The following is a 20,371-nucleotide window of genomic DNA, read 5'->3' on the forward strand; positions in this document are numbered from 1 at the left end:
ATTGATATGAAGAGGGTTTGTGTTATTATTCCAGCTTACAACGAGGAGGCTGTTATTGAGAGTGTGATTAAAAAAGCCAAAAAGGTTTTTTCAAAAGTCGAAAAAGACTATTTGATCGACATAGTACTCGTCAACGATGGGTCCAAAGATGACACTCTTGAGCAGGCTAAAAAAGGCGGCGCAATAGTTATTGATCATATATTGAATTCCGGAGCTGGAGGTGCCACATTAACTGGCCTCGCCTACGCTCGACAAAATAATTATGACATTGCCGCCACTATGGATGCCGACGGTCAACATGACCCAGAAGATGTTTTAGCTGGAATTAAAAAAATCTCCACTTCTAATACAGACCTATTGATTGGTAGTCGACTCATCAATAGCGAGGGCATGTCCAGGACTAAAGTCCTAGGAAACAAAGGCCTCAGCTTCATCACCTACGTACTGTTCGGTATCAACGTTACCGATTCACAATCTGGTCTGCGAGTTTACTCACGAAAGGCCATTGATAGCCTTGACTGGAAATCAACTGGTTATGAGTTTTGCTCAGAGATGATTTGGCGAGCTAAACAGGCAAGCATGGTTATTTCTGAATACCCGATTAAAGCAATTTACACCGACTATTCCCGAGCCAAAGGTCAAAACAACTGGAACGCCATCAATATTATCAAACGACTATTTAAGCAACGCTTAACGGAGTTATTTGAATGAGATATCTTATCCTCATACTACTCAATGTGCCGATTATTCTGGCGGCACTAATCAATATAATCACTCAATACAAACTGCGTAAAGTCAGCCCGGCACGCTTTCGTCATCAACTCATTATTTGGCTAGTCATCATGGTTTCCTTGATGGGGTCGTTCCCGATATACAACATCTCACTTGGGCATCCGCCACTTGATTCATCAGAATTAAGCTTGTTTGATATTTTACAAACTACGACGATTATTTTTCTATTCTATATCGCCAACAACCAACGCCAACGTATCGACCAAAACGAGCGCAGACTACGCGACCTACATCAAGAATTATCAATTAGGCTATCTGTTAGAAGATAATTTTTATTAATACTTCCCTATATCCTATTCTATTTATTAGTCGCAGCAATCATCAAAACACCAACTAATATTAATATACAGCCGATAGTTTTAATTATAGTAAAGCTTTCGTTAAAAATTACTACAGCTGTTAACATAAGCAACAGGTAGACTAGTCCTATCGTTAGCGGTGAAATAAATGATAATTCAAACCTGTTTAATAAAATTATATATAAAAAGAAACTTACCCCGTAAAACAATATACCAAACAGGCTCATTATAGGAAGATGTAAATTAGTATAAGGAATTGTAAGTAAATGAGCTGAACCCGCTGACAATCCTCCTAATTTTATTAATGTTGATCCACTAACCGCCGCTACAACATACGCAATTATCAGAAATATATTCATCTATCGCTTATTGACCTTATCAATTATAGAATTGGCAGCAGCTACATTTATCTTACCATTTTCAGCTGTCAAAAACTTATCAACATTGCCGTCGACAATTGCAGACGTGAAACTACTTAATACCTTATCGTGACCATACAACAGATCTCCTATCACCCTGCGTATACCGTTAGCTATAAATTGTCCCCAATATTGAGTCGTATACTTTATCGAGCTACGCAACACATCTTTACCAAGATGTTCTCCGTCTGTTGGCAGGTGAATTAGGATATCTTTAAAGAAATCGTAGATGTAAATATCTTTCTTGAAGGATACCATATAATACCACTCACACACTGGTGAGCGGAAATTTAAGAACATTGTTAATGGAACTTTACCCGCCATAGCATTGACCGAAAGAGTTACTGGAGTGGCCTCCTTCTTAGCGTTACCATACACCGCATGTGCATGCTGTATTTGCAACTTGCCAACATGTCTCTCTGGAAGATACAAGAAATGAGCAGCCTCATCATAAAACAGACCCAGAGGTAAATCATTATACCACTCTGGCAGCCGACGGTCATGATTAGTAAACTGTACTTCAGTAATAGACACCACTTCACCATGTTTTTTAGACTCAACAATATCATTTAGTTTTAGCATCTTATTTGCATACTGGAAGTTATGCATAACATAGAACACTTTATTCTTACTCTTAGCCAGTTTTATCAACTCGTTGCATTCATCTTCATTCATCATCATTGGCTTCTCTACGAGTACATGCTTATCAAGAGATAAACCCAATTTAACCAATGGATAATGAAGGTGTGGAGGAGCACCTATCACCCAGGCATCAGCATCATTCATCCAATCAGCATTAACCACAACTAAACCGTCAGAAGATTCTTTTATTTGAGACACGTGAGGAATATTATGTTTTTTAGCTGTCTTTCTGGCTCGCTCTATTTTATTACTTATAACACCAAATATCTCAGCATTCTTGATTTTCTTGAGTGCTGGGATATGTCTTGTATTTGATATATTTCCAGCACCAACTATTACGAACTTTACCGCTTTAGACACTATATACTCTCCTTGATTTTATTATCAACGCATTTCGCCACCGACTGCCAACTAAAAACACTCTCTATTCTCTTCTTTACATTATCTGCACTTTTTTTGCGCATAGACTCATTCTGTACCATTTCCATTAGAGCAATCTTTAAACTATCCACACTACCGTCAACTATTATACCATGGCGCTTGTCAATAATCACTTCTTCCGTCCCCCCTCTAGGAGTGGCAATAATAGCCGTTCGCATCAATCCAGCCTCTAATATGGCCGTAGGTAGCCCTTCAGGATAGAGTGACGGGTGAACAAATATATCAGTACGCTTAAAGAGAGATAGGATATCACTAAAATTTATTTTACCTAAAAATTGTATAGAACTATCATCTAAATATCTAGACTCAAGCTCATCTTTTAAAGGACCATCACCGGCAATAACTAGCCGAATTTTTTGATTTGACATCTCGCTTCTGACCTTATCAAATGCCTTAAGTAGATTGATGATTCCTTTTTCTTTTATAATACGCCCAGCATATGTAACTATGATTTCTCGCTTATCAAAATAATCATATTTATTAGTCGCCAGCAACTTATCCTTCGAGTCAATTGCATTGTACCAAACACCTTCTGCAGATATGCCAAAATGTTTCAACCACTTATTACAATTTTGCGATACGCCATAGTAGTAGTCAACATACTGCTTAATAATTGCAGTCAAAACATGTTCGTATATTAACCCAAAAAAATCAAGAAGTTTATTCCCAACCGAAAAATGAGCAGTTCCATGTTCTATAAGAGCAACCTTTATCCCATGCTTTTTTGCCAACCTGGCACCCAGAAGACTTGTTAGATGAAATCTGGTATTAACTATACAAAAGCTAAAACTATTAAAATCAATATCTGAAATAATATTAGCACTCTTACGTTTATTAATGATTGGGTATCTCTGTTTAAAAATATTATGCGTAGGTAATCGATATATAGTTCTGCTGCCTATCGTCTCTTTGGAGGGTAGGCTATTATCGTGTGCAGTAGTTACTATTGTGCATTGATACCCTATCTTCTCCAAAGCACTTGTTAATTTATCTACATATCTTTCCACGCCACCCAGGTGCGGAATAAAATACCCTGTATATATTAATATCTTCTTAGTCATAAACCCCCATTTACTTAATCATATAATATCATATTTTGATAATTTTTACATAAATAGTCCCTCATTGTCATTAGTTATATGATCAACTATTACTACTCGTTTAGTCCCTTACAGTTAAGTAACCCGTACATTATAGTAAATCGTTTGAACAGTATAAAAAGCTAACATAAAGCACATAAAAAACAAAATTAAAAAACTACAAAAATATTTATTGCTTGTATCTACTTTTATATATTTTCGTAACCTAATAAATAATGGATATAGCAGCATTAGAAAAGGCATAAAATACCTCCCTTGCAAACCAATATTTAGCCCAGCTTTCTTCAAGCTCAGCGACTTTTGGACCCTGAGCCAGCATACCTGACTCTATAACTTCATTTACCGCCCGACGCTCCTCTTCCTCTATAACGGGTGATGCGATGTTTATCATTACGTAGCCTCCTTACATTCTTACTATCTTTAACAAAGATAGCGCATCACTCATTTTTTATTTTTCGTTTTTTAGACTTGTTCTCAAAAAAACACAATTTTTATACTTGCTATTTTTACTGTATACTAATGAATGTTATGCAAGCTCTACGTTCTATTTTTACAAAATTAAAAGACGATTCGTATAAAAAATGGATTTTCCCGTCTACTATTATCTTTTGTTTAATTTTTGCGACAGGATTTAAGATATCTGGATCTTCATTTGGCTTATACTATGACTCTTTCCTTAATGGTAAATCATCTAATCTCATATCAGGCGAAGCTCGACCTATTCGCAGCGACGAGTGGCTAGTCGTTACACAATTCACAATTGCACAAAAAGAAGCTGGATATCCACTAATCAACAAGAACTTTGGCAATTCTGGCAAGAATATGAGCCTTATATCTGATGCACCATACAAAGAATGGTCAACAATATTCCGACCTCAAAATCTTGCCTTTTTAATAGTTCCTTTCGAGTTTGCTTTTGCCTTTAAGTGGTGGCTATTATTGGCATCATTATTATTAAGTATATACTTTCTATCGTTAAAATTTCTTCCCAATAAATACGCGCTGTCAGGATCTATCGCTATCATAGGCTCTTTCACTCCTTTTATATTCTGGTGGTATCAAACCATTACTATAATGAGTATCGTCTGGGGAATTGTCATACTGCTATTAATAATGAAATTAATAGAAAATAAATCTTTATCTTTTTTAAAGAGATATAAACATGGTGATATAATATCGAAACTCACACTATCACTTTTATTAACCTATTCAATGGTAAGCTTCGCCCTACTATTGTACCCAGCCTTTCAGATACCTGTTATCATCACTGTATTTCTAGTGGCGATTGGCTATTATATAAATACTTGGAAAAAAGCACCCAAAAAAGTACGAAAAATACTATATGTAAATACAGCATTCATAGTAGGATCCGCTCTAGCAGCGATCGGCATAGTTGGTATATTTTTAATCACCAGAATAGATGCCGTACAAGCCATTTCTGGTACAGATTATCCCGGGGCACGATTCGTACATTCGGGAGCTCCATCACAGGCTGATCTAATCGGTCTCACTGGCTATAGTCAATACCGACTTATGGATGGCGCATCCATTTCATCGATAGATCCAAGTAAAGGATCCATTAATCAAAGTGAGATGTCTGCATTTATCATCACACCTTTTGCATTTATCATTCCTATACTGTTTATTTTATATAGCAAATGGCGTAAAGATAAAACTATAGATTGGGTCGGAGTTGCTATTTTTGTTTCCTGCTTAATATTCATATCTCATTTATTTATTCCAGGATTCTCTTCAATAGCAAAACCTTTTATGATGCATCTTGTACCGATAACAAGATTGCAGCTTGGATTAGGTTTTATAGGAATCTTTTCATTAATATACACGCTTGCTAATACTATAAAATTTTCATCACAATATCGCTATTTACCATATCTATATTCAACAATGGTGATTATTATTTACGTCTGCACCATCGTATATGTCGTAAAGTTCAATCGTAACTTTGCCGGAGATCTTCGCGTATTATTACTAGCCGCAATAAGCCTTTCTGGTGGACTAGCTCTTATATTTATAAAAAAGGAAAAACTCGGACTGTTAGTGCTTTCTTCTTTATGTATTATGTCGACAATAACTATACAGCCGTTATATAGAGGTCTAGGAAGCGGGTATAACGATAATATTATAACCAAAAAGATTATCTCTACCTCGTCTAGTGACGATATATGGGGATTGTCTGGCACAAGCGTGCTAGAAAATTTCCCTCAAATGGCAAATAGAAAATCAATTACGGGAGTCAATACTTACCCTGATAAAGATTTCTGGTCAAAAGTATCAAAAGATAAGACAATTTATAACAGGTATGCACATATACTTCTGTCTGATACCATAGACAAAGATCTCGTACTTATTCAGCCGGATGTATTTATTGCAAAATTGAGTTGTAGTAATCATATAGGAAAATCTGTTACTCGTGTGTTATCTACAACACCGCTACAGCTACCTTGCTATGAACTAATCGATAAAGTCACTGTACATAATGGAGATATTTTATTCTATAAAAGAACTTTTTAAAGCTTTACCGTTTTATCTATATCTGCTATAGTAGTGTTGATTAGGTAACAATTATGAAAATACAGAAAAAACAAAATAAAAAAAATAAAGTATTAATTCTGATAGCTGTCATACTATTGTCTATAACAGGCTATGGCTTAATTTCCTATAAATTTAAGTTCTGGCCCTTCATCCAGAATCAATTCAACACGGTCACCGAGGAACAGAAAACAGCTGGTCAAGACATAAAAAAAAGATCATTAAATGATGCATCCAATAAGTCAGGAAAAGAGTCATCAGGTCAAAAATCTAAAACACTACAAGGAAGCGATCCTTCGCCAGAACCGACTCCATCATCCAACGGAAAAAAACCAACAGTTGGAGTAAGTATAACAACTACAACAGTCGATAAAGATTCAAACACTCTTTATATCCGTAGTTTGATCCAAACTATATCATCAAGCGGAAGATGTACGTTATCAATGCATAATACTAGCGGACAAACGTATTCCAATAGCGTAGAGTTGCAAGCTGGACCAAGTACGTCTAGCTGCAAAGGATTTAACGTTCCATTGTCTCAATTGTCACCTGGAAAATGGACAATAAACATTCACTATGAAGACAACAACGTGACTGGAGATACTGAAGGAGAAATAACTATATGAAGAAATTAATATTAAAATTAGGCATACTTACGTCAATATGCTTAGGGGTGATATTATCCTCTACGCCAGCATCTGCAGTATTAAATGATTTTGACCCAGGCAATATTATGGATGATGCCGTAGCAACAAATTACGGATCCATGAGTGCGAGCCAAATTCAGTCATTTTTAAATAGTAAAGTTCCCCAATGTGATACAAATGGCGCCAAACCAGCCAGTGAGTTTGGAAGACCTGATATAACTCGCGCTCAGTATGCCGCATCGAAAGGGTGGCATAGCCCTCCATATACCTGTCTCCGTGATTATAAAACAAAAGACGGGAGAAGCGCTGCTCAATTAATCTTTGATATCTCTCAAAAATATCATGTAAACCCACAGCTTTTAATAGTTTTGCTCCAAAAAGAGCAAGCCCTAGTTACTGACACGTGGCCAACTCGTGGGCAATTCAAAAGCGCAACTGGCTACGGATGTCCAGACACTGCCGAGTGTGATAGTAAATATTTTGGTCTAGAAAACCAGCTAGAATGGGCAGCGAAACACTTTCACTACATAATAACACGTAATCCTAATTGGTTTTCACCATATACAACAGGCGTAAATTTCGTTCAATGGAGTCCAAATGCTGCTTGCGGAGGATCTAATGTAAATATTCAGAATTGGACAACCGCCGCTCTTTATAGTTATACACCATATCAACCAAATGCCGCTGCTATGTCATCTGGGTATGGCGTAGGTGATGGGTGTAGCGCCTATGGTAATCGTAACTTTTATAATTACTTTACAGACTGGTTTGGAGACACAAGATCAAGCAGTTCATTCTCTTGTAAAAACGGACAGAATATACCTAACGTAGAAACTGGCGCTAGAATTATACCAACTAGGATAAATGGAAATAATGACACCTTAACTATATCCGTCCCTAATAATACTGGCAGTAAATGTGCCGAAATGCACACATGGGCCAATAGTAACTTACAGGCATGGTCTCAGCATACAGCGACAAACTCATACACCTTTAATCAGCAGTACAGCAAGGTTATATCAAGGAAGGTTAATAGCAAAAATACCGTATTAACAAAGGTTGACTATAATGGAACTGCAAGTGGTAGAGTAGAGTTTCATACGTGGACTCAAGATGGATTGCGTTGGCTAGCTCACACTGCAACATCTGCCGGACCTATTGATCCGCTATTTTCTGAAGTTATAACAGCAGATACTGATGGCGATGGTAATGACGAATATTATCTGATTAATTATGAGCAGACTAATTCTGGCATGATTGAAGTGCATGGTTGGAATAATAATGGAACTAGTTGGTTTAGGCACACAGCAACAAGCCACCCTTCAGCTAGCATGAACACAGGAAGAGTTATTGCAGCAGATCTTGATGGAGATAAAAAAGATGAATTCATATATGTTAAATACGACAACACTACGAGTGGTCTTATCGAATTTCACGTATGGGATTCTTCGTTAAAAAACTGGGTACGTCACACCGCAAGTAATTACCCAGAATCTGGCTATGTGATAGGATCGAATGACATAGTAGTAGCCGACTTGCAAGGAAGAGGAAAAGACACCATCTATTATGTCAAATACAGAGGTACAACCAATAATACCGTCGAAGTACATGGATGGGGCGACGGTCAACAATCATGGGCTAGCCACATATCTACATCATCAGGAATATACTAAGTATAATAACTCATACATCTTTACATCGTAAATAATATAAATAACCGCGGCAGTACAACTTACTGTCGCGGTTATTTATAATTAATAGTTAACGTTATTCGGGTAACCTATAGCCCGGACCAAATTGCTCAAAATTATCATTATAGAATGGATCCCTCTTCAAGTATTCACCCCATCTCTTACGCATCTCTTTTTGGGCACTCTCTAGTTCGCTAGTATCTCTCTCGCTCGTGTTTATGCGACCAACACTCTTAGACTCATAATGGAATAACTCTGCGTATGGAGTGTAGACATTATAATAGCCTTCTTTGCGCAATTTAAGGTTAAGATCTACATCGTTATACGTTATACGAAGTTTATTATCAAACCCACCCACCTTATTGAACTTATCACGATTAATCATACAACAAGCACCAGTTACTGCCGATACATTACGAATATTGGCGGTATAAATATACGTAAATATATCTGTACGCTCATCCTGACCATAAAACGGATGGAATGCGATATCTCTTTCAGATAAGACTATTCCAGCATGCTGTATTGTCTTATCCTCAAATATAAGCTTAGGTCCAACCATCCCTATTTCTGGACGCTGAGCATGCTCAAGCAATGACTGGATCCAGTCGTGGGTAATAACCTCCGTGTCATTATTAAGGAATAGCAGATATTCTCCACTAGAATTATTTGCACCATAGTTACATGCATCTGAAAAATTGAATTTCTTCTTGTATTTAATAACATGCACATTGCCATTATTATCTATCAATTTTTCATAAAAATCATTTACTCGAGAATCCGTAGATCCCGTATCTACAATTATTATTTCAAAATATGGATACGAAGTATTTTCAATAATTGAATCTATGCATTTTTTTATATATCTAAAATTATCCTTGGTTGGTATGATAATTGACACCAACGGATTTGTCGGGATTACATATTTTTTACGCCAAAATCCTAACGCAACATGAGAATCTATATAAGCATTTTCTCTTCTTTGTCTCACACTACTACGAAGGACATTCTTTTGATTTATATAAGCATATGGTTTACTATCAGCATTCATAGCAGTAGATGTCTCAGATTTACGCCAATGATATAAAATTTTCGGAATATGATAAATATTATTAGTTTTAGCAGAAATCTTCAAAAATAAATCCCAATCTTGCGCGCCATGCGTTCCGACAGTAAATCCATTAACACCTCTAATTATATCTGCTTTTATGGTAGCAAAATGCGTTACCATGTTGCATGAATTCATAAAATCAGGACTCCAGTCAGGTTTAAAAAATGGTTCTATATGAATACCGTCACTATCGATCTTGTCTTCATCTGTATAAATAAGATCTACGTCAGGATTTTTATTTATAACATCAACCACTTCAAACAAGGCGTTGGGAGGTAAAATGTCATCATGATCGAGTAATGATATATAATCACCCTTAGCCATCGAAAGAGCTGTATTAGATGACTTTGATATATGACCATTTTCTTTACGAAATGTAGCCTTAATATTATTATACTTTTCTACATATTCATTTATAACACTCTTTGTTTGATCGCTAGTAGAATTATCATCAGAAATACACAACTCCCAGTTGTCATAACTCTGAGATAAGACAGAGTCAATACAGCTACGCAGATATACTGGATTTGTATTATATGTCGGCAACAAAATACTAATCAATGGACGCTGCTTAAACTCCTTGGAGTATTTTCTTTGCAGTTCAAGTTGCCCATCGGTGACTTTATGCTTATCAAACCATTTAATATAATCTTCATATCGTTTCTTGTTAATAGATCTACGATCGCGAAACAACTTTACTTGTTCACTGCCGTACGACGGATGCAATGTTGCTCTAATAACAAATTTTGTACTCTTTATAATCTTATTTTTCATCTGATTTTATCTCCTCTTCTTTACGCTCCATTTTCCCGTCATTCTCATTGGACCATCACGAAAATCATCCTTACCTGTAATAATAAACGAAAACGCTCGTGGCAAATGTTTAATTATGCCATCATCAGCCCTACGGTGTAATGACATATGAATATCATATTTGCCAGGATTAAAGCCATCCAAACTCTGATTGAAATTAACCCTCCTATTGTTTTGTATAAAGTCACTAGGAGTGTCTCTACAATTGCGATCAGCAAATACAAACCCTCCGTACACAAAGGATATATTCACAAAAACATCTTCAGTAATACCATCTACAGTCACGCCAATATCAATCGAGTCTTCTTGCGTAAAATTTTTTTTACTAGGTATATCAACAGACATACTAACTGAATCGTCATGAGATTCTTCTTCTGCACTAGTAACCGCGTCCATATTAACCTCCGTATATATATCGGCAATTTCCTGAGGAGATCCAATATGTTTTATCGTTCCATTTTCTATATACATAGCTCTCGAGCAAAATCTGCGTACAGCATTCATATCATGCGTCACAAAAACCACAGTCTGATTACTACGTTTAACTTTTTCAAAATAATCAAAACACTTCTGCTGAAAAGCCGCGTCCCCGACAGCCAACACTTCATCAAGCATTAAAATATCGCCACGAGCTTTAATAGCTACAGAGAAAGCTAATCTAACCTGCATCCCTGATGAGTAATTCTTAAGCTTCTCTTCCATAAAATCTGCCAACTCAGAGAATTCAACAATATCATCATACATCAGCTCCATCTCTTTATGGCTAAATCCCAGTAAAGCTCCATTTAAAAATACATTTTCTCTACCTGTTAATTCTGGATTAAAACCAACACCCAGCTCGATAAACGGGACAAGAGATCCATTTACTCGTACTGAACCCTTCGTCGGAGAATAGATTTGAGCTATAGACTTCAATAAAGTACTCTTACCTGAACCATTTTTACCCACTATTCCAAAAAATTCACCTTTTTTAATATCAAAAGATATATTTTTTAATGGCGTAAATTCCCTGTAGCCTTTTTTGCCTTTAATATAATTAATAGTCTTCTGTTTAATCCCGTTGCTAGACTCTGTTGGTATCTTAAAAGTCTTAGTAAGAGAGTTAACCTCTATAACTACGTCCTTCATATATCCTAAATCTCCTCCGCAAATGTCTTTGACTGCTTCTTAAAATACCAAACTGCAAACAGAACTATTATAGCTATAGCTAAAAACGGTACAGACATCATTAGCGGGCTTAATCTATTCCACATAATCATCGTATCTTTAGTTATAAGCACATATCTGCTATCTTGAATAATTTGTGCAACAGGATTAAGAAATAACAGATCAACAGCAAAATTACTCTTCTGCGAAACCATCTGCATTGGATAAATAACAGGGGTGGCGTAAAATGCAGCCTGAGTAAATACCTCCCATAGATATCCAGTATCTCGCGACTTAACATTAAGAGCGGACAAGAAAAAAGCCACCCCTAAAGCAAATATATACAGTTCAATTATTAGTAGTATGATTAATAGCGACATCCATGATAATTGAACTCCATTTACTAACACAAATAAAAGCACCACTATCATATTAAATAGCAAATTTATCAATGAGGATACAGTTCCAGAAATTACAACAATATATTTAGGAAAATTAATTTTTCTAAGTAGGTCACCTCGACCTACTATAGAGTTTAGTCCTTGATTAGTTGCTTCTACGAAGAAGTTCCATAAAATTATCCCCAACAATAAATACACTGGAAAATGTTCTATATTCCTTCCTACTCCTAAAAATTTATCAAAAACTATATACAATATCGAAAATAGAAAAAGCGGCTTAAGAACACTCCATACATATCCGAGAGCAGAACCCTGATATCTCAATTTAAAATCCGTAATAACTAACTCTCTTAAGAGAATCCTATTTTTTCTATTAAAAACCTCTAGCCACTTCATAATATACATTACCTATTATACAATACAAAAAGAACATTATGAATAGACTTGCAATTATAGTTCTTAATTGGAACGGATCCGACGACGCCATAGAGTGCGTTGATTCATTAATAAAACAAACCTTAAAACCTACTATTGTTATAGTAGATAATAATAGTAGCGACAATTCTGTTGCCGTATTTGAAGAATATATATCGTCGCATAAAAAAGAAAAGATTATTTTACTCAAAAACTCAGATAATCTAGGATTCGCAGGAGGAATTAATACAGGATTAATCTACGCCCTAAAAAACAACTTTGAATATATTGGAGTACTTAATCCGGATGCGATCGCTGATAAAAACTGGTGCGAATCTCTCATTTATCAATTATCAAAATACCCAGAATGCGGAATTGCAACTGGAATCTTACAAAGACGAAACAGCAAAACTCTTGACACAACTGGAGATTTTTACACAACATGGGGACTTCCTGGACCAAGAAACCGTGATGAATTGATAAAAAACGCGCCAACTAAGCCTGGAGAAGTATTTGGTGCAACTGGCGGCGGAGCTATTTATCGTGCAAAAATCTTTGATGATATAGATATGTTTGATGAAGATTTCTTCATGTATTATGAAGACGTCGACTTAAGCTTCCGAGCACAATTAGCCGGCTGGAAAGTTCGCTTCACACCCAAGGCTATTGCTTATCATAAAGTTGGCGCTAGTAGTAAAAAAGTTCCCGGATTAGCTGTTTATAATACTTTCAAAAACTTACCATTAGTCTTCATTAAAAATGTTCCAGGTAAATTATTCTGGCATATTGGCATACGATTTTTACTGACATATTGGTTGATTTTTGCCAGCGCAATTCGCCACGGTAACGGTTGGCCCGCATTCAAGGGCACTTTAGTGTCAATTGTCCACAAACCGGCAGCTTATAAAAAACGTTTTTATATCCAAAAAAATCGTAAGGTTTCTGTCGACTATATTCGTAATATTATCCACGATGGACCGCTGCCAAATCAAACTGGTTTATTAAAATTTAAGCATTTTTTCAGAATAAAATAATATATTTAATACCATGAAAACCATCACCCTTCTTATCCCAGTCTACAATGAAGAATCTGTTTTACCGCAATTATTTAAGCGCTTGGATGAATTTACAAAAAACACACCCAATTATCAATTCGAATTTCTCTTCATAAACGACGGCAGCACCGATAAATCTTTTTCAATCATAGCCGAGCAATCGAAAAGAGATTCTCGAATTAGCTATATAAATTTATCGCGAAACTTCGGTAAGGAAATTGCCATGATAGCTGGAATTGACCACGTAAAAAGTGACGCTCTGGTGATTATCGATGCGGATTTACAAGATCCACCAGAGCTCATTCAGGAAATGATTTCACATTGGGAAGATGGTTACGATGACGTCTATGCTCGCCGCAACAATCGACAAGGCGAAACCTGGCTGAAGAAAAAAACCAGCCAATGGTATTACAGAATATTGCAAAAATCGACCAACATCCCCATTCAGATCGACACTGGAGATTTTCGCTTACTGGATCGCCGATGCATTGAGGCTTTGCAAAAATTCCGCGAGTCTCAGCGCAATACAAAAGCGATTTTTAGCTGGATTGGATATAAGAAAAAAGAGATATTTTATGATCGCGATCCCAGATTATCTGGTCAAACCAAATGGAATTACCGGAAACTACTCAACTTGGCAATCGACGGAATTACCAGCTTTACTACTGCACCGCTACGAATGGCAACTATTTTCGGCTTCATTATTTCGCTTATTGCTTTCATTTGGATTATATATCTTTTAGTTCGCCCTTTGTTCGGAGTTTCTACTGGTGCTGGGTATTCCTCGCTAATGGCAGTTATCTTATTCCTCGGCGGAGTTCAGTTATTATCCCTAGGTATAATTGGCGAATACATAGGTCGAATATTTATTGAAACAAAAAACAGACCATTATATTTAATAGAGGAATACCATGCAGGAAATATTAAAAAAACACGCCGATAAATTAAGATTTCTTATCGTTGGCAGTACTAATACAGTACTAGATTTTGGCATACTTTTTAGTCTAACAATCTTTTTAAATATCCCAAAGGAGTTTGCTAATTTCATATCAACATTCGTTGCTTTTTTGTTCTCATTTTTTGCAAATAAAAAATACACTTTCAAGTCAACGTCTCAAAACTTGAAAAAACAATTTCTTTTATTCGCGGCAGTTACACTCTTTGGCTTATGGGTAATTCAAACAATTATTATCGCCATTATCACACCGATATTTATAAACTTCGGATTAAATAAATCACTTGCTCTATTAATTAGCAAACTAGCCGCCACAGTGGTCAGCCTCGTTTGGAATTACGTTCTGTACTCCAGAATAGTCTTTAAAGACACTAAGAACTCTTCTGACTAATAATCAGACGTCGTTCGCGACCTTCGCCTTCAGAATGCGTATCAATATCGCTATATTCACCAGCCAAGTGATGCACCGTCCAGCGATCAGCGGCGCTCAAATCCACCACCTTTGACTCGCCAGTTCGTCGAACTTCCTCAATCCAGCCGCGCGCCTTTTCGGCAATTTTTTCAGCGTGCTGCTTTTTATAGTCTGCAATATCCAAATTCACCCGAACAGTTGACGCTTCTTTATGACGAAGCGCTGTCGACAAAAGGTTCTGAATACTACGCAATGTTTCCGCATTTCTGCCAATTAAAATACTACTTCGCTCGCTATGCGGAATTGAAGCTACAACAATTCCATCTTCGATTTTTACCGAAACTTCCAGATTCAAGTCAAAGAATGTTAGCAAATCCTCTAAATATTTTTTTACAAATTCAACCGTTTCAATTTGGTCCATAAATCCTCCTTAATCCTTAGCCTTGATTCGAGTTATCCTAGCCTCTGTAGCCTTTTTAACACGTTTATCGATTTTTGTCGATGCTTTAGATTTTTGAGATGATTTTTTATCTGCAATTTCTTGCATTTCTTTAGAGTCTTGCTTAAAGACAATATAATTCTGGAGATATCCCACGGCGCTAGCTGTCGTCAAATAAAGCGCCAAAGCCGCCGGCAAATATACAATCACAAAGAACATCATTATCGGCATAAATTTCATCATTTTTCGCGTCATAATGGCATTTACTTCTGCCTGATCCGCCTCTTTTCCATCGCCAGCCTCAGCTAGAATATCTCGCAATTTACGATTGCTGTCAGATTGGGGTGACAATTGTTTTGAAGTTAAATATTGCAAATACGCCGCGACTGCAGCCAAAATAACCAAGCCAACAACAATTCCATTCTTTGATATCGCGTGTTGCGTCAAATCTATAATTCCCAGGAAATTCTGATTAAATTGATCCGGATTATTCACTAAATTATTAGCAACCGGCAGATTTTTCATGAAATCATAAACGTATTTTCCTAGATCAGCGCGACTGGAAACAAAAATCTGCACCACTCGATACATCGCAATCAAAATCGGCAGCTGAATAATCATAACGCCAATTGAACCAAAGGCACTGACGTTGTGTTTTTTATAAAGCTCCACCATCGCTAAGTTACGCATTTGTGGATTTTTCGCGTACTGTTTTTTGATCTTCATCAACTCTGGCTGCATTTTACGCATCGCCTTTGCTTGATGAAGTTGCTTCTTAATTAGCGGCCAAAGTAAAAGTCTTACAATAATCGTAAAGATAATGACACTAACACCAAAATCCGGAATTAGACTATAAATAGCCATTAACAAATTTAAAATCGGTCGAACAATAAACTCATCAAAAAAACTCATGTCTTAATTATAGCAAAAAAGCGCCTATTTATACAGTTGAGCTTGAGAGAAAAGATTCTTTATTGTCTGTTTCAAGTCTTTATGTGGCATCAATAAAACTTCCGCCGAAAATATAATAACAGCCACGTCTTGATCGTTTTTCATACTAGGAAGTTCCAGGCGAATAATTTCATAAACACGTCGACGTATACGATTCCGACGCACCGCTGATTTTAGGACTTTTTTACTAACAACAACCGCAAATCTGCTGTGATTTCGATACGGATTCTTCACATATTTTATCGTGGCTATAGACGAACGAACCGCCTGTCCATTTTTATAGACAAACTTAAGACTGCCATGACCATGAAACCGATTACATTGTTGTAACATATTTTACAATTATATCAAAAAATCCCGCCTTCATCGACGGGATAATTTTTAGCTATTAATTAAATAGCAATTTTAGCGCGACCCTTTAGGCGGCGGCGCTTCAAAACCAGCCTACCAGCCTTGGTAGAAACTCGTGCCCTAAAACCATGCGTCTTTGCACGGTGTCGGGTGTGTGGTTGAAATGTTCGCTTTGGCATATCAACAAATAGTATATATTCTTTCGGTACTTTTTGCAAGTCGACAATGACTTTTCCACTATCGACGTATATTTTTCCACAGTTTTAACAGATGAGAATTTTAATTGTGGAAAACTCCACCCCTGTTTTGAATAGTACCATTTCTACTCCGTTTATACTTGTGGAAAACTCCCCTTATTTGCTATAGTAAAGACAGTTAACAGAATTTGAGGGAGTAATTTTCGTGGATAGTCATGCGGTCTGGCAGGGTGTTTTAGGTGAGATTGAAGTAACTGTATCGTCTTCGTCATTTACTGCGTGGTTCAAAAATACCAAATTGGAAATAATCTCCGACAAAGAAGTTCTTATAATTGCGCCGAATATTTTTGCTAGAACTCAACTTGAAAAGCGATTTCATCCGCAAATATTGGAAGCCTTGGCTCATAATGGCATTAATGCCCCGTCTATTTCCTATAACGTCGAATCTAGCAATAAAAAACCGCGCGTTAATCGTGAAGTTGATAAAAGTGGGCAACAAGAACCAGCAAAGCCGCTGATTCTACCGTCGAAAAAATCTCATTCTAGTAATCTTAATCCCAGGTATACCTTTGACAACTTCATCGTTGGCTCGAGTAATGACTTGGCCTATGCTGCCTGCCAAGCGGTCGCGGCACACCCAGGAGAAAAATATAATCCGCTCTATCTTTACGGCGGCTCTGGACTTGGTAAAACTCACTTAATGCAGGCTGTTGGCAACGAGATAGTTAAAAAACAACCTTCGGCGCGCGTGCTTTACATCACTACAGAAACGTTTGTTAATGAGTTTCTGGATTCTATTCGTTTCAAGAAAAAAGGTTTTTCTGATAAATATCGCAATGTCGATGTATTGATTGTCGATGATATGCAATTTATCGCTGGGAAAGAAAAAACTCAGGACGAATTTTTCCATACATTTAACGATCTTCATCAGAACAACAAGCAAATTATCATTAGCTCAGACAAACCGCCAAAAAGTATCCCTACTCTAACCGATCGTTTGCGTAGTCGATTTGAATGGGGTATGGCAATTGATATTCAGATGCCTGATTATGAAACTCGTTGCGCTATTGTTAAAGCGAAAGCCGAACTCAGCAACACTGAACTAGATTCCGATGTTGTAGAATATCTGGCGACCAACTTTAAGACAAACATTCGCGAACTGGAAGGCGCTTTGAATCGACTGCTTGCTTATGCGGAAATGCAGAATTTCACGCCTGATTTAGCGGCAGCTGAAGGAATTTTGGGAGATATCAAACGCAATAGACCACAACATATAACCGCCAAACAGATAATTGATAAGACGGCTCGTTATTATAATATTGACGTAAAAGATATGTGTTCATCTAGGCGAGATAAATTTATCGCGATGCCAAGGCAAATTGCGATGTTCCTTCTGCGTAGCGAACTGAAAATGAGTTTTCCGAAAATTGCCCAAGAGCTTGGACGAAAAGACCATACGACCGCTATGCATTCAATTGAGAAGATTACTAAAGAAAGCCTTACAAATGTCAGTATTCGCGAGCAAATTAACGACATTAAGGATAAATTATATGTTCATTAATTGTGGAAAAGCTGTGCAGATGTTGTGTTTTCGCGGCGACTTACCAACACACAGATCTGTGGAAAGAAAACGACAAGTCAGCAGACAGTGGAATAATACACAAATATCCACTATAAAGTCCACAAATAGCACACAGAGTTTTCCACCTATTTTATCGCCACTCTACCCCTGTTTGAACACATTTTTTACCCAGTTTCCACAGCACCTATTACTATTAAGACTAATTAAAAATTAAGGAAAGTATAATGAAAGTATCAGTCACCCAAGAAAAACTTGCAAAAGCACTTAATCTAATCAAAGATATCGCATCAAGTCGTAATGAACTGCCGATATTGAATAATATTTTACTTCGTACTGACGGAGGAAGATTATTGATTGCTGGAACGAATTTGGAAATTGCTTCCACTCAATACATTGGCGCGAAAATTGAAGATCATGGATCTATTACAATCCCTGCCCGATTGGTATCAGAATTCATTACAAACCTACCAAGCGGCCCGGTGGAACTTGAAACTAAAAACGAACATTTGCATATAACTTCAGGAAAATTCTCATCAGTTATCAATGGCGTAGTGGCTGATGAATATCCTGAGCTGCCAACTATTGATGAAAAGACCGCTATGCAATATGAAATTGACGTTGAGGATCTTAAGAAAGCCATAGTCCAAACGAAGTTGGCTGTCAGCTCTGACGTTACGCGAGCAGTTCTTACGGGAGTTTATTGGCACAATTACGAAGGGTCGCTATACTTGGCTGCTACTGATGGCTACAGGCTGGCAGAAAAGCGCCTAATAAAGTCAGACAATGAAGTGTCGGCTATTATTCCCGCCTCTACTCTGGCGGAAGTCAGTAAGAGTGTCGGCGATGAGAAGAAAATTACGGTTCTTTTTGACGATTCTCAAGTTTGTTTTAAGACGGGAGATATGGAAATTGTCAGTCGATTGATCGACGGGAAATTCCCTGATTATCGCCAATTGATTCCAGCGACTGCTGAAACTGAGATTGTCATTAAGAAGTCTGATTTTAGTCGAGTTACGAAAATTGCGGCGTTATTCGCGCGTGAATCTGGCGGTGGAATTACAATTACTGCATCAGAGGAAAATTCCCTGCTTTCTATTCATTCGATTGCGTCTGAACTTGGCGAGAACACCTCAGAGGCAACAGCCAAAATATCCGCAGATGGTCAAGTAACGCTTAATTCACGCTACCTAACTGAGGTTTTGAATATTATTGACGCGGATGAAATCGTATTTTCGTTTAATGGCAAATTGTCGCCGTGTGTAATTCGCGAGCAAGTAAAAAATCCTGATTATACGCACATTATTATGCCACTTAAGAGTTAGCAGAAAACGGAGATAATCTGGAGGCTGTTTCTGATAAAATATCTTCTGGTATATCTTTTGTGTTGTATATAGTATTGATTATTTGTGGCTTAGTTTTAATCACCCATTTGTCGTTTTCTTTCTTCAAAATAACAGTGTAGACATCACCGGAGTTTCTATCTATGACGCCTCTCTGATAACTAGCCGCATACCAGTCCGCATCATTTCCTAGAATAATTTCTTTTTGAAGTATAAAAGATGATTTTAATTCTGGATATTTGGCAAATAATATCTCTAAAATATCATTTCTATATTCATTTATTTTGCTAGACATGAATTTTTGGCTATATTCGGTTTTTATAGATATATTTTCATCTGATCCTTTTACAGTAAATTCCGTGGAATTCTCATTGATAGAACCGGACTTAGATGACGTCTTTATTATGTATTTGCCGTCTGATAACTGTATCTTAGAACTACCGTTTATCGACGTAATTTCGGAAGTGCTTTTGCCTGTGTTACGATATATTTTCGCTGACAGATTTTCCTTATCGAAAGTTATAGATATAGTGTGTGTTGGCTGGATGAACATAATCGCTAGCAATATTAACGTTAATATTGCTAATGTAATGCTGCCGATGATAATATTCCTTCGATTCATA

At 36.9% G+C, this 20,371-nt stretch carries 22 protein-coding genes; 10 read left to right on the forward strand and 12 right to left on the reverse strand.

Annotated elements, in window-relative coordinates:
* Nucleotides 1-6 precede the first annotated feature (6 nt).
* Both LRM46_RS01175 and LRM46_RS01180 read left to right on the forward strand, forming a co-directional pair.
* Nucleotides 7-711 (forward strand): glycosyltransferase family 2 protein, encoded by a 705-nt coding sequence (locus LRM46_RS01175; RefSeq protein ID WP_243813247.1) that lies wholly within the window; start codon nt 7-9, stop codon nt 709-711.
* The gene (locus tag LRM46_RS01180; protein ID WP_243813248.1) at nt 708-1,061 is read left to right on the forward strand and encodes a hypothetical protein; all 354 of its coding nucleotides are present in this window, start codon (nt 708-710) and stop codon (nt 1,059-1,061) included. The genes LRM46_RS01175 and LRM46_RS01180 overlap by 4 nt, the downstream gene beginning before the upstream one ends.
* A gap of 29 nt (nt 1,062-1,090) precedes the next feature.
* Here LRM46_RS01180 and LRM46_RS01185 read toward each other — a convergent pair whose 3' ends face one another.
* From LRM46_RS01185 to LRM46_RS01200, 4 genes are all read right to left on the reverse strand, one after another.
* Complete coding sequence (locus LRM46_RS01185) at nt 1,091-1,450, reverse strand: DMT family transporter (protein ID WP_243813249.1); 360 nt, start codon at nt 1,448-1,450, stop codon at nt 1,091-1,093.
* Complete coding sequence (locus LRM46_RS01190) at nt 1,451-2,512, reverse strand: Gfo/Idh/MocA family protein (protein WP_243813250.1); 1,062 nt, start codon at nt 2,510-2,512, stop codon at nt 1,451-1,453. It abuts the gene before it with no gap.
* Nucleotides 2,512-3,654 (reverse strand): glycosyltransferase family 4 protein, encoded by a 1,143-nt coding sequence (locus LRM46_RS01195; RefSeq protein WP_243813251.1) that lies wholly within the window; start codon nt 3,652-3,654, stop codon nt 2,512-2,514. The genes LRM46_RS01190 and LRM46_RS01195 overlap by 1 nt, the downstream gene beginning before the upstream one ends.
* 244 nt (nt 3,655-3,898) lie before the next feature.
* Entirely contained in the window at nt 3,899-4,084 is a 186-nt protein-coding gene (locus tag LRM46_RS01200) for a DegT/DnrJ/EryC1/StrS family aminotransferase (protein ID WP_243813252.1), read from the reverse strand.
* 128 nt (nt 4,085-4,212) lie between these two features.
* Here LRM46_RS01200 and LRM46_RS01205 point away from each other — a divergent pair, with 128 nt between their 5' ends.
* The 3 genes from LRM46_RS01205 to LRM46_RS01215 are packed head-to-tail and all read left to right on the forward strand — an operon-like array spanning nt 4,213 to nt 8,563.
* Nucleotides 4,213-6,225 carry a DUF7657 domain-containing protein gene (locus tag LRM46_RS01205; RefSeq protein WP_243813253.1) on the forward strand — a complete coding sequence of 671 codons (2,013 nt, stop codon included), beginning with the start codon at nt 4,213-4,215 and terminating at the stop codon, nt 6,223-6,225.
* A 53-nt stretch (nt 6,226-6,278) separates the two neighbouring features.
* The gene (locus tag LRM46_RS01210; RefSeq protein ID WP_243813254.1) at nt 6,279-6,869 is read left to right on the forward strand and encodes a hypothetical protein; all 591 of its coding nucleotides are present in this window, start codon (nt 6,279-6,281) and stop codon (nt 6,867-6,869) included.
* Entirely contained in the window at nt 6,866-8,563 is a 1,698-nt protein-coding gene (locus LRM46_RS01215) for an FG-GAP repeat domain-containing protein (RefSeq protein ID WP_243813255.1), read from the forward strand. The genes LRM46_RS01210 and LRM46_RS01215 overlap by 4 nt, the downstream gene beginning before the upstream one ends.
* Before the next feature lie 94 nt (nt 8,564-8,657).
* Here the strand turns inward: LRM46_RS01215 and LRM46_RS01220 are convergent, their stop codons facing one another.
* From LRM46_RS01220 to LRM46_RS01230, 3 genes are read right to left on the reverse strand one after another with little or no spacing between them, the layout of a single operon-like run.
* Nucleotides 8,658-10,466, reverse strand: coding sequence for a glycosyltransferase family 2 protein (locus LRM46_RS01220; RefSeq protein WP_243813256.1), 1,809 nt, complete (start codon nt 10,464-10,466; stop codon nt 8,658-8,660).
* Nucleotides 10,467-10,472: 6 nt separating this feature from the next.
* Complete coding sequence (locus tag LRM46_RS01225; RefSeq protein WP_243813257.1) at nt 10,473-11,633, reverse strand: ABC transporter ATP-binding protein; 1,161 nt, start codon at nt 11,631-11,633, stop codon at nt 10,473-10,475.
* Between the two features lie 5 nt (nt 11,634-11,638).
* Entirely contained in the window at nt 11,639-12,448 is an 810-nt protein-coding gene (locus LRM46_RS01230; RefSeq protein WP_243813258.1) for an ABC transporter permease, read from the reverse strand.
* Nucleotides 12,449-12,486: 38 nt separating this feature from the next.
* Here LRM46_RS01230 and LRM46_RS01235 point away from each other — a divergent pair, with 38 nt between their 5' ends.
* From LRM46_RS01235 to LRM46_RS03880, 3 genes are read left to right on the forward strand one after another with little or no spacing between them, the layout of a single operon-like run.
* Nucleotides 12,487-13,500, forward strand: coding sequence for a glycosyltransferase family 2 protein (locus LRM46_RS01235; RefSeq protein WP_243813259.1), 1,014 nt, complete (start codon nt 12,487-12,489; stop codon nt 13,498-13,500).
* A gap of 13 nt (nt 13,501-13,513) precedes the next feature.
* Entirely contained in the window at nt 13,514-14,464 is a 951-nt protein-coding gene (locus tag LRM46_RS01240; protein ID WP_243813260.1) for a glycosyltransferase family 2 protein, read from the forward strand.
* Nucleotides 14,433-14,867: a GtrA family protein gene (locus LRM46_RS03880; RefSeq protein ID WP_243812140.1), complete on the forward strand. Its 435-nt coding sequence runs from the start codon at nt 14,433-14,435 to the stop codon at nt 14,865-14,867. The genes LRM46_RS01240 and LRM46_RS03880 overlap by 32 nt, the downstream gene beginning before the upstream one ends.
* On the opposite strand, the gene LRM46_RS01245 is transcribed toward LRM46_RS03880, so the two are convergent.
* Genes LRM46_RS01245 through rpmH form a run of 4 tightly spaced genes read right to left on the reverse strand, consistent with a single transcriptional unit; the run spans nt 14,848 to nt 16,808 of the window.
* Nucleotides 14,848-15,309 (reverse strand): Jag family protein, encoded by a 462-nt coding sequence (locus tag LRM46_RS01245; protein WP_243813261.1) that lies wholly within the window; start codon nt 15,307-15,309, stop codon nt 14,848-14,850. The genes LRM46_RS03880 and LRM46_RS01245 overlap by 20 nt on opposite strands.
* Before the next feature lie 9 nt (nt 15,310-15,318).
* Nucleotides 15,319-16,239, reverse strand: coding sequence for a YidC/Oxa1 family membrane protein insertase (locus LRM46_RS01250; RefSeq protein WP_243813262.1), 921 nt, complete (start codon nt 16,237-16,239; stop codon nt 15,319-15,321).
* Between the two features lie 24 nt (nt 16,240-16,263).
* On the reverse strand, nt 16,264-16,611 hold the full coding sequence (gene rnpA, locus LRM46_RS01255; protein ID WP_129637026.1) for a ribonuclease P protein component: 348 nt from the start codon (nt 16,609-16,611) through the stop codon (nt 16,264-16,266).
* 59 nt (nt 16,612-16,670) lie between these two features.
* Nucleotides 16,671-16,808: a 50S ribosomal protein L34 gene (gene rpmH / locus LRM46_RS01260; RefSeq protein ID WP_129631950.1), complete on the reverse strand. Its 138-nt coding sequence runs from the start codon at nt 16,806-16,808 to the stop codon at nt 16,671-16,673.
* A 223-nt stretch (nt 16,809-17,031) separates the two neighbouring features.
* Here rpmH and dnaA point away from each other — a divergent pair, with 223 nt between their 5' ends.
* Both dnaA and dnaN read left to right on the forward strand, forming a co-directional pair.
* A complete protein-coding gene (gene dnaA, locus LRM46_RS01265; protein ID WP_243777849.1) occupies nt 17,032-18,387 on the forward strand; it encodes a chromosomal replication initiator protein DnaA in 1,356 nt (451 codons plus the stop codon).
* Between the two features lie 245 nt (nt 18,388-18,632).
* On the forward strand, nt 18,633-19,730 hold the full coding sequence (gene dnaN / locus LRM46_RS01270; RefSeq protein WP_178143072.1) for a DNA polymerase III subunit beta: 1,098 nt from the start codon (nt 18,633-18,635) through the stop codon (nt 19,728-19,730).
* Here the strand turns inward: dnaN and LRM46_RS01275 are convergent.
* Nucleotides 19,720-20,370, reverse strand: a complete 651-nt coding sequence (locus LRM46_RS01275) for a hypothetical protein (protein WP_243813263.1) — start codon at nt 20,368-20,370, stop codon at nt 19,720-19,722. The genes dnaN and LRM46_RS01275 overlap by 11 nt on opposite strands.
* Nucleotide 20,371 lies beyond the last annotated feature (1 nt).

Source organism: Candidatus Nanosynbacter sp. HMT-352 (genome assembly GCF_022819345.1).
Taxonomy (GTDB): domain Bacteria; phylum Patescibacteriota; class Saccharimonadia; order Saccharimonadales; family Saccharimonadaceae; genus Nanosynbacter.